Below are 9,612 nucleotides of genomic sequence, written 5' to 3'. Positions count from 1 at the left end.
TCGATCTCATACAATTGAGAGATTTCTAGATGAAACAATTCATACGCTTGCTTTGCTTTGTGGGCCTTACTAGCTATTCCTTTTTAATAAACGCTCAGAATAAGAGTGAATTAGCCTTTGTTGCTTCTGTTAATAGCACCCCGATTTCACAACAACTCTTTGACATGGCACTTAAAAATGCCATCGAACGGGGTGCTAAAGATTCGCCCGAACTGCGGCAAGCTATTAAGGAGGAGCTCATTAATCGCGAGCTCCTAGTCCAAGAAGCCAAGAAAGAGGGTCTTGAGAAATCCCCTGAATTCATTACACAGGTCGATCAATTTGAGCAAACTCTCTTATTGCAACTCTATATTGATCAACACTTTCAAAAAAATCCCATCACGGACGAGCAATTAAAAACTGAGTATGAGCGCCAAAAGAAATTAATTGGGGATACGGGGGGCGAAGTGCAGTACCGCTTTAGCCAGATTGTGACTGCTAAAGAGAGCGAAGCGATGCTACTCATGAGTCGCTTACAAAAGGGCGATTCCTTTGCCCAGTTGGCGCGCGAGTTCTCAGCCGATGCAGCCACAAAAAAAGAGGGGGGTAGTGTGGGGTGGGTTAATGCTTCGCAGATGAATGCGAATGTTTTACAAACTCTGCGCCTTCTCAATAAAAACGAGTTTGCCAAAAAGCCCATTCAGATTGGGAGCGCCTGGGTGATTGTGCGCTTGGATGATAAGCGTGCCATGAAGATCCCGACCCTTGAAGAATCCAAACCCCAATTGCGTCAAGCGATTGTGCAGCAGTATTTGACGGAGACCGTGCGGCGCTTGCGTCAAAACGCCAAAATTGTGATGTAAGGGTGGTATGAGTTTTCAGTTTCAGTGTCGCCTTGGACTGGGCACCTGGCAAATGGGGGAGAGCGCTCGCTCTGAAGCCCAAGAAATCACTGCGATTGCGTCCGCCATTGAAATGGGCTATCAACTCATTGATACTGCCGAGATGTATGGCTCTGGTCAAGCTGAAACCTTAATTGGTAAAGCATTACAACGCGTTGGTAAAAGTACGCGTGACCATCTCCAAATTGTCAGTAAAGTATTACCCAGTAACGCGAGCACCAAAGGAACCATCACGGCTTGTGAGCGCTCAATTAGGCGGATGGGGTGTGACTATCTGGATTGCTATCTCTTGCATTGGCAAGGCTCTTATTCGTATGAGGCGACACTCGAGGGATTCATCAAACTTCAAGAGCGAGGCCTGATTCGTAGTTATGGCATCAGTAATTTTGATGCGCCTGATGTAAACGATTGGCTCGTAGCTGAACGTAATGTGGGCAGTCCCTACAAAACGGTATGCAATCAAGCCTATTACGCCTTGAATGCCCGTGGCATTGAATACGATTTGATTCCATTTCTGCAAGAGAAGGGTATGGCATTAATGGCATATTCCCCGCTGGGCGCTGGTGCTCTGATGCACCATCCCCAACTTAGCGTACTAGCTAAAGAGGCTGGCTTGACCCCAGCGCAAGTGGCTCTCGCTTGGGTCTTGCGCCAACCCAACGCAGTGGCGATTCCGAAAACGGTTCATTCCGAGCGCCTTAAAGAAAATCTATATGCTGCTAATCTGGTGCTGGATGATGCCTTACTCAAGGCGCTTGATCAAATTTTTGCGCCACCCATTCAGAAAAAACCGCTAATGGTAATTTAAGGGGTAGTGGGATTACCCAGCGCGCTGCATGGCAGGATTTTCGAAGACGCCTTCCAGGCGATCTTCGAGTTCTTCGCTGGCTTGCTTCATCGCAGCGCGCATCTCATCATCAGGCTGCCAGTAATTGCGATTGGATGCTTCCATGAGACGATTGGCCATGCGGGCAGACGCGGTGGGATTGAGTTGCGCTAAGCGCTCACGCATCTTCGGATCCAGAATAAACGTCTGGGTGAGTTGCTTATAGACCCAGGGTTGCACTTGCCCCGTTGTCGCGGACCAACCCATGGTATTGGTGATGTGAACCTCAATCTGACGCACACCTTCGTAACCGTGCTTCAGCATCCCCTCAAACCATTTGGGATTAAGCATACGCGTACGGGTCTCGAGCGATACTTGTTCGGAGAGCGTTCTCACCACCCCTTCACCTTGAGTTTGATCACCGATATACACCGGGATCTCTTCACCCCCCTTAGCGCGTTTCACGGCTTTGGTAATGCCACCTAAGGTATCAAAGTAGTTATCGATGGTAGTCACCCCGAGTTCCATCGACTCCAAGTTCTGATAACTCATGCTGACATCCGCTAAGACGCTTTTCAGAAGAGCGTTATTGCAAACCGGTTTACCGGATTTACCATAGGCAAAACCCTTGCGACGCATATAGGTCTCGGCAAGTTCATCGTCCTCTTCCCACACGCTATGCTCAACCAAGTGGTTCACGTTCGCTCCATAGGTACCATCGGCATTGCCATAGACCCGTAGTGATGCAGTTTCAAGATCGCAGCCGTGCTCTGCCATATAAGCGAGCGCGTGTTTGCGAACAAAGTTTTGCTCGATTGGCTCATCCGCAGCAGCAGCCAGATACGCTGCTTCAGCCAAGAGCTTAATTTGCAAGGGCATCAGATCGCGAAAGATCCCAGAGAGAGTAATCACCACATCAATGCGGGGGCGTCCAAGTTCTGCGAGTGGAATGAGGGTAGCACCCGCAAGTCGTCCGTAGCCATCAAAGCGTGGTAGTGCTCCTAAAAGCGCTAAGGCTTGACCAATTTGCCCACCTTCGGATTTGAGGTTGTCACTGCCCCACAGCACAAGAGCAATCGATTCAGGGAGGGCTTGGGCATCATCGATATGCCGTTGCAAAATCTTCTGGGCTTGCTTGGCGCCATCTTTGACCGCAAAAGCACTTGGAATGCGGAAAGGATCAAAGCCGTGCAAATTGCGCCCCGATGGTAAGACCTCGGGGTTACGCATCACATCGCCACCCGGCGCAGGACGAATAAAGCGACCATCAAGCGCCTTCAGAATACTGGGGATCTCTGTCTCTTCTTGGATCTGCCGATCCCAGTGTTGGAGCTTCTCCAAGATCGCAATCGCTTCTTCTCGAGCGAGCTCTTGAAGGTCTTTATTCTTATTCACGATGGTTTGAATGGGTTTACCTTGCACCAATTGCGTAATCGCTGAATTCGGTAAGGTTTGACTAAACGAACCAATTGCCATGGCGCTCAATAAATCCACACGCTCGGATTCGCTAGGGGTGGAGCCGACCACATGCATGCCATGCGGGATTAAGGTGTACTCCAGCTCCAAAATCTGCTCAAAGAGTTTGGTGATTTGCTGTTGGATGAAGTTCGCATCGCGCACATCCCATAGCGGCTCTGCCTTACACAAATCCATCTGCGCCGCTTGTGCCTGAATCAGTGCCGCCAAATCATGATCCTCTTCTTCACCACGTTGCTCGGGCGAGAGACCGCGCCAGCGCTCAATCGAGGTTTTGAGATCGGCAAGTCCTGCATAAATCCCTGCCTGGGTCACAGGTGGTGTGAGATAGCTAATGAGTGTGGCACCTGCACGGCGTTTGGCCAGCGCGCCTTCGGAAGGATTATTGGATGCATAGAGATAAAAGTTGGGTAGATCGTTAATTAAGCGATCGGGCCAGCACGAACCACTCATGCCTGCTTGCTTACCCGGCATAAATTCAAGGGCGCCGTGGGTGCCGAAGTGCAGAACAGCATTGGCAGCAAAGTCTTCCCGCAAGTAGCGATAAAACGCGGAGAACGCATGCGTTGGCGCAAAGCCTTTTTCAAAGAGTAGGCGCATCGGATCACCCTCAAATCCAAAGCCGGGCTGCACGGTCACTAAGACGTTACCGTATTGCTTACCCAAAATAAAAATACCCGAGCCATTGCTCCATTGCTTACCAGGAGCAGGACCCCATTGCGCTTCAATCTCGCCAAGCCAACGCTCACGCTTGACATGATCATCCGCACTAATGATGGTGTGCACATTGGCTTCTGCGCCATATTGCTGAGCGTTGCCTTCAATGATTTCTTTGCGTAAGGCTTCTGGAGTTTCTGGCACGGTCAGTGTGTAACCATCGGCTTTGAGTCCCAACATGGTTTGGTGTAAGGACTCAAAGACATTGAGATAAGCGGCGGTACCGGTATGCCCCGCATTGGGAGGAAAGTTAAAAATCACCAGACCCACTTTGCGATTGGCTTTATCCGAGTTGCGCAGATCCACCAACTTAGCAGTGCGAGATGCGAGCATGGCAGTACGCTCGACGCAGGTAAACATATCTTGCGGGTTGTGGTCTTCGGTAAAGGTGCAGCGTTGATGGCAGCCGGTGCAGGTGGTACCTGCTGCACCGGGCCTACCGCCGTACACCATCGGTTGGGTCGCGCCATCCAATTCCGGAATTGCGACCATGATGGTACTCTCGACTGGCATCAAACCACGATCGGAACCACCCCATTGCGTGAGCGTCTGAAACTCTACGGGGTGAGCAGCGATGTAAGGCACATCAAGCTTCGCAAGTACCTCTTCAGCCGACTTGGCATCGTTGTACGCTGGGCCACCGACTAATGAGAAGCCGGTGAGGGAGATCACCGCATCGACCGTCACCTGATTGTTTTTCATGAAATAGGTATCAATGGCAGGGCGCGCATCAAGACCCGCAGCAAAAGCGGGCACCACTTGCAAGCCATGGGCTTCTAATGCAGCAATCACAGGATCGTAGTGACCACTGTTGCCAGAGACCAAATAGGAGCGCAGTAGTAGAAGACCAACACGTCCTCGGCGCTTGTTATCGGAGATTACTTTAGGAAGGTCAGAGAGTTTTTCACTCAGACGATTTTTCATGCGCGGGTGATAAACACCCAAATCGGGATACTCCACCGGATCGGTGGGCTTTGCTAAACCACGCAGGACTTCCCGCGGACCAGAGGAGTAACGGTTGATGAGGTAACTAAAGAGATTGAATAAGTTTTCTTCGGAACCACCCAACCAATACTGCAGGGTTAAGAAATACACCCGCACGTCTTGCGCCGTCCCCGGAATCCATTTGAGGATTTGCGGAATGAGGCGCAGCACTTTCATTTGCTTGGCGCCCGAACTGGTTTGCTTCTCGCCCTCGGTCTTGGGTTTGGGGCGCAGTTTCTTGAGGATTGCCATCGGCCCACTGGCGGGCTTACTCATATCAAGCTTACCAATCTTGGTGAGCTTCACCACATCCCCAGCTGACATGGCACAGACCATCGCATCGCAATCATCGCGCTTCGCTTTTAAAGCTTCAAACACTGGAAGGTAGTGATCTTCCATGAATAACATGGTGGCGAGCACAATATCGCCATGGGTAATGTCGTGCACTGCCTTCTCAATTAACTCAGGATTGCCGGTAAATTCACTAGCGGCATGAATCTGCAAGGACAGACCTGGAATGGCGCGTTGGAGCTGAAATTGGGCGCGTCGTGCCGCACTATTTAAGTGCGTGTCCATGGTCACCAATACCAAACGAATGGGTACGGCTTCCTTCTTGGACTTGGATTGAACGGCCATAGCTGCCTAACTCGGGTGGGACTCCTCTTTTTATATTGAATTGTGCTAAATGTGTCAACTTATATTGACACTTAGTTCTGTATTACCTATTAAAACTAGGGTTAACCCTTAAAAGTAAACATTCATGGCTTCATTTACCCGAAAGATCTATAAAGAAACCGTAGATAACGACGCAAAAAAATAGGCCTGATTTTCAGTGCAGCTTGGCTAGCCTAAATGGAAGCGCCACAGATAGAAAATCGGAGAACGCATGCCCCTAAGGCGATATGCCGGCCTCATTAAGGAAAAATTATTTTCCAAAAGTGAGGAGCAACAAAAGGTCAACCCCCAAAGGGCTGAATGGGATGCTTGCGCAGAAGATAACCTAAGTCATTCTCACGATCAGCGCGTCAAGCAATTAGCGGTCGATATTGGAAATCAGCCATTAAGTCTCAAAGCAGGGCCGCAGGAACATCCGGATTGGTTGATGCAAACCATTGAGACCAATGTGATCCCACGTCTATTGGTGGCTCATAGCAGTGCGATTGAGGCCAATCGTTCGCCTCTGATGAATGTTCGACTCAACGATCCGCAACGAGTGGATGAACTTACGCACTTAGTATTGCGTGACGATGCAACGAAAGCCGCTGAGTTCGTGCAAGCTCTCTACGAGCAAGGTGTACCCCTCGATGAAATCTACCTTCGCTTATTGGCTCCAGTCGCTAGGCGTTTAGGTGTGATGTGGGTAGAGGATAGTGCTAGCTTTACTCAAGTGACTACTGGTATTTGGCGTATCAAACAATTGATTTATGACTTTAGTCCGCTCTTTCAGGAGTTCGCGCGCACCGACGATCAAGCACCGCATGCAGTATTGGTTCCATTACCCGGATCGCAACACACTTTAGGCCTCTTTATGGTTTCAGAGTTTTTCCGAAGAGCCGGATGGAAGGTGTGGGGTGAGTTGGCGGCAACGCAAGCCGATATCGTTGTTGCCGTGAAGACGCAGCATGTCGATTTAGTTGGGCTCTCAGTCAGTACCGAGGATCAACTACCGGCCTTACATCGCTTTATCAACTTACTCAAAGCCGAATCACTGAATCCAACGATTGGGGTCATGGTAGGCGGCCCGATCTTTAATGCAAGACCCGAGCTCAAACAGGAAGTGCAGGCCGATATTGTGGGGCTTGATGCAGAGGAAGCCTTAGCGCAGGCGGAGTTCTTCTTAGAGAAAAATCAACACCATTAGGTAAAAAGTTCTAAAAGTAATCCCCTAAGCATCATACGGGGTAGTTTCCTCAGATTTGCTCGATTAACATAGTGGGCGATGGCAAATATGATGAAGAAAAATCCTAAAAACAAACAACATGATATTCGTGAGTTTGATATTGCCCGATTACTGAAAAGTAAACGGGCAATGACAGAGTATTTAAATCAAGTGATGAATGAGGGTGATGATGCAGAGTTGGCTGCTGCACTAGGTCACATTGCTCGCGCAAAAGGAATATCAGTTACTTCAAGGTCTTCAGGGGTAAAACGGTAGACCCATTTGCCAACTTTTTAAAACTATTTTACGGATTACGGTTCATGCCTAATCCGCATCACACCATAGCTTCCCACCGCTAGCCCAGTCTTCTTTCTTGACATCGGTGATGATGATGTCAACCGATCCAGGGCTGCATCCCAAGGTCTCGCAGGTGACACGAGTTACCTCAGCAACAAATTTTCGTTTCTGCTCGACTGTTCTTCCTTCAAACATTTGCACATTGAATGTGGGCATATCAACTCCTTGTCTGTGATTTAGTTAATTAATCTTTATAGCTCTCATCAAAGCGATCGAGCATTCGTAGTAGGGCGGGCCACTCTAGTATTCCTTCTTCGGCACCGCCATCATGTAACTCATCGGCAGCTTTTTGGATCACACTTTGCTTGGGTAGATGCAGTTGTGGACTCGATAGAGCGGCAATCTGAATCTCGCAGGCTTTAATCAGGGTGGCCATTACCACATAGGCTTCACCGATGGTACGACCTACGGTGAGCGTGCCGTGGTTACGCAATAGCATGGCAGGGTGCTTACCCAGGGATTCAGTAAGGCGCTTTCCTTCGGATTCGGTGAGAGCAACACCTTCGTAATCGTGGTATCCCAGATGTCCCATAAAGCGCATGGCATGCTGCGAAAGGGGTAATAAACCGTTCTCCTGCGCTGATACCGCAATCCCAGCGGTGTTATGTAGATGCATCACGCAGTTCGCATCGGGGCGGGCGCGATGCACTGCCCCATGAATCGCAAAGCCGGTGGGATTAACGCGGTAGGGTGAGTTGGGATCCACAATCTCACCTTGGGTATTGACCTTTACCAAATTCGATGCGGTGATTTCATCAAACTGATAGCCAAACGGATTAATCAGATAATGATTGGGCTCTCCTGGAACCGTTGCTGAGATATGGGTATAAATGAGATCATCCCAGCCCTCAAATGCACACAAGCGATAACAGGCCGCTAAATCAATCCGGGTTTGTTGCTCAGTAGGACTCACGTTTAATCACCACCCGGATGATCGGTTTTACTGGGAAATTTATTGGAGGCATAGCGTACGAGAGCATTGGCGAGTGCTAAGACGAAAATGGTGAGGCCCATTAGCAAGATGCCCATGTCGGCTTCGTGCTTCGTGCCAACCAGATCGATGATCAGCCGCGTGACGGCAGTAATGGCAATGTAAATCAAGAAGCGCACAGGCATGTGATTGGTCTTAAAGTAAATGCCAACCATTGCACCAATTTCTAGATAAATAAATAGAAGGAGTAAATCTTGAACTGAGGCATAGGGCTTATGCATCATTTCCAGAAAGCTCATCCCAGCGGCCCATACGGTAGCCGCACCAATTGCAAAGAGGGCAATACGATGAAACAGGGAAACAAACAGATTGCCAGTTGGAATAAACCAAGACTCGATGCGCTCTTCAACGCTTTTAATGCTCTTTGGGGTCTTATCGCTCATCGTTTTTCCTCAATTGGGCTCATTGCCCGTTAGATGCCTTATATTTAACCTTAATTTGGCGACAAACCAATAAAGTTTATTCAAGGAGCGCTTGCATGACCCGTAACTACCCCTTCTCAGCCATTGTGGGCCAAGAGGATATGAAGCTTGCTATTTTGGTAGCTGCATTGGAGCCTAGTATTGGCGGTGTACTGGTGATGGGAGATCGCGGCACCGGGAAGTCAACTGCGGTTCGAGGTCTCGCAGCACTCTTACCCACCATGACCGTTGTGAAAGACTGCGCGTATGGATGCGATCCAAAAGCGATGGCAGGCCTATGTACTATTTGTAGTTCGGGAGCAAAAACCAAACCCAAAACGGAGCTGCGCCCCGTACCCGTGGTGGACCTCCCCTTGGGGGCAACCGAGGATCGAGTACTTGGGGCCTTGGATATCGAGAAAGCTTTAACGCTTGGTGAGAAAGCCTTTGAGCCCGGCTTGTTAGCCAAAGCCAATCGCGGATTCTTATACATTGATGAGGTTAATTTGTTGGATGATCACTTAGTTGATCTACTCATTGATGTCGCTGCTTCGGGACAAAATGTGGTGGAGCGCGAAGGCTTGAGTGTGCGCCATCCTGCCCGATTTGTATTGGTGGGCAGTGGCAACCCCGAGGAGGGCGAGTTGCGCCCCCAACTCTTAGATCGTTTTGGCCTAGCCGTGGAGGTGAAAACCCCAAGCGATATGCCCAGCCGTGTCGAGATCATTAAACGACGTGATGCCTTTGAGCGTAACCCCGAGGCCTTCATGAAGATCTGGGATAAAGAAGACGCGAAGATTCGGGAGATGATGGCCAATGCGCGCAAGAAACTAGCCAGCGTCAAGGTTGATGACAAATTGCTACACGATGCCAGTACGCTGTGCGCCCATCTTGGTACCGATGGCCTACGTGGTGAGCTTACACTCTTGCGCGCCTCACGCGCAGTCGCTGCCCTCGATGGAAAGAATAAGGTCACGCGCGATCATCTCAAGCGCATTGCAGTGCCTGCCCTACAACATCGCTTGCGTCGCAACCCTCTCGACGAATCCAGTTCGGCAACGCGTGTGCAACGGGCACTTGATGAGTTATTTGCTTAAGGC

9 protein-coding genes are annotated in these 9,612 nt (G+C 49.8%); 5 read left to right on the top strand and 4 right to left on the bottom strand.

What is annotated here, in order from left to right; translation table 11 throughout:
• The first annotated feature begins 29 nt into the window (after positions 1-29).
• The gene (locus QUE64_RS06800) at positions 30-842 is read left to right on the top strand and encodes a peptidylprolyl isomerase (RefSeq protein ID WP_286225072.1); all 813 of its coding nucleotides are present in this window, start codon (positions 30-32) and stop codon (positions 840-842) included.
• 7 nt (positions 843-849) lie between these two features.
• Positions 850-1,689 carry an aldo/keto reductase gene (locus QUE64_RS06795; RefSeq protein WP_286225071.1) on the top strand — a complete coding sequence of 280 codons (840 nt, stop codon included), beginning with the start codon at positions 850-852 and terminating at the stop codon, positions 1,687-1,689.
• Between the two features lie 12 nt (positions 1,690-1,701).
• Here the strand turns inward: QUE64_RS06795 and QUE64_RS06790 are convergent, their stop codons facing one another.
• Positions 1,702-5,520, bottom strand: a complete 3,819-nt coding sequence (locus QUE64_RS06790) for a magnesium chelatase subunit H (RefSeq protein ID WP_286225070.1) — start codon at positions 5,518-5,520, stop codon at positions 1,702-1,704.
• A 250-nt stretch (positions 5,521-5,770) separates the two neighbouring features.
• On the opposite strand from QUE64_RS06790, the gene QUE64_RS06785 reads away from it, so the two are divergent.
• Together QUE64_RS06785 and QUE64_RS06780 are read left to right on the top strand one after the other, a co-directional pair.
• Positions 5,771-6,745 (top strand): cobalamin B12-binding domain-containing protein, encoded by a 975-nt coding sequence (locus QUE64_RS06785; protein ID WP_286225069.1) that lies wholly within the window; start codon positions 5,771-5,773, stop codon positions 6,743-6,745.
• Between the two features lie 78 nt (positions 6,746-6,823).
• On the top strand, positions 6,824-7,039 hold the full coding sequence (locus QUE64_RS06780; protein ID WP_286225068.1) for an addiction module antidote protein: 216 nt from the start codon (positions 6,824-6,826) through the stop codon (positions 7,037-7,039).
• A gap of 48 nt (positions 7,040-7,087) precedes the next feature.
• Here the strand turns inward: QUE64_RS06780 and QUE64_RS06775 are convergent, their stop codons facing one another.
• The 3 genes from QUE64_RS06775 to QUE64_RS06765 are packed head-to-tail and all read right to left on the bottom strand — an operon-like array spanning position 7,088 to position 8,494.
• Positions 7,088-7,276 (bottom strand): 4-oxalocrotonate tautomerase, encoded by a 189-nt coding sequence (locus QUE64_RS06775; protein ID WP_286225067.1) that lies wholly within the window; start codon positions 7,274-7,276, stop codon positions 7,088-7,090.
• A 28-nt stretch (positions 7,277-7,304) separates the two neighbouring features.
• Positions 7,305-8,033 (bottom strand): class II aldolase/adducin family protein, encoded by a 729-nt coding sequence (locus tag QUE64_RS06770; RefSeq protein ID WP_286225066.1) that lies wholly within the window; start codon positions 8,031-8,033, stop codon positions 7,305-7,307.
• Positions 8,034-8,035: 2 nt separating this feature from the next.
• The gene (locus tag QUE64_RS06765) at positions 8,036-8,494 is read right to left on the bottom strand and encodes a phosphate-starvation-inducible protein PsiE (RefSeq protein WP_286223312.1); all 459 of its coding nucleotides are present in this window, start codon (positions 8,492-8,494) and stop codon (positions 8,036-8,038) included.
• A gap of 95 nt (positions 8,495-8,589) precedes the next feature.
• On the opposite strand from QUE64_RS06765, the gene bchI reads away from it, so the two are divergent.
• Entirely contained in the window at positions 8,590-9,609 is a 1,020-nt protein-coding gene (gene bchI, locus QUE64_RS06760; protein WP_286225065.1) for a magnesium chelatase ATPase subunit I, read from the top strand.
• The last annotated feature ends 3 nt before the right edge of the window (positions 9,610-9,612 follow it).

This window comes from Polynucleobacter sp. HIN7 (genome assembly GCF_030297595.1).
GTDB lineage: Bacteria > Pseudomonadota > Gammaproteobacteria > Burkholderiales > Burkholderiaceae > Polynucleobacter.
This window is presented reverse-complemented; position numbering and strand designations above follow the sequence as displayed.

Bases quoted from the DNA above. Each gene is read 5' to 3' on its own strand.
- QUE64_RS06800 (WP_286225072.1), top strand. From the start codon at position 30: ATGAAACAATTCATACGCTTGCTTTGCTTTGTGGGCCTTACTAGCTAT.
- QUE64_RS06795 (WP_286225071.1), top strand. From the start codon at position 850: ATGAGTTTTCAGTTTCAGTGTCGCCTTGGACTGGGCACCTGGCAAATG.
- QUE64_RS06790 (WP_286225070.1), bottom strand. From the start codon at position 5,520: ATGGCCGTTCAATCCAAGTCCAAGAAGGAAGCCGTACCCATTCGTTTG.
- QUE64_RS06785 (WP_286225069.1), top strand. From the start codon at position 5,771: ATGCCCCTAAGGCGATATGCCGGCCTCATTAAGGAAAAATTATTTTCC.
- QUE64_RS06780 (WP_286225068.1), top strand. From the start codon at position 6,824: ATGGCAAATATGATGAAGAAAAATCCTAAAAACAAACAACATGATATT.
- QUE64_RS06775 (WP_286225067.1), bottom strand. From the start codon at position 7,276: ATGCCCACATTCAATGTGCAAATGTTTGAAGGAAGAACAGTCGAGCAG.
- QUE64_RS06765 (WP_286223312.1), bottom strand. From the start codon at position 8,494: ATGAGCGATAAGACCCCAAAGAGCATTAAAAGCGTTGAAGAGCGCATC.
- bchI (WP_286225065.1), top strand. From the start codon at position 8,590: ATGACCCGTAACTACCCCTTCTCAGCCATTGTGGGCCAAGAGGATATG.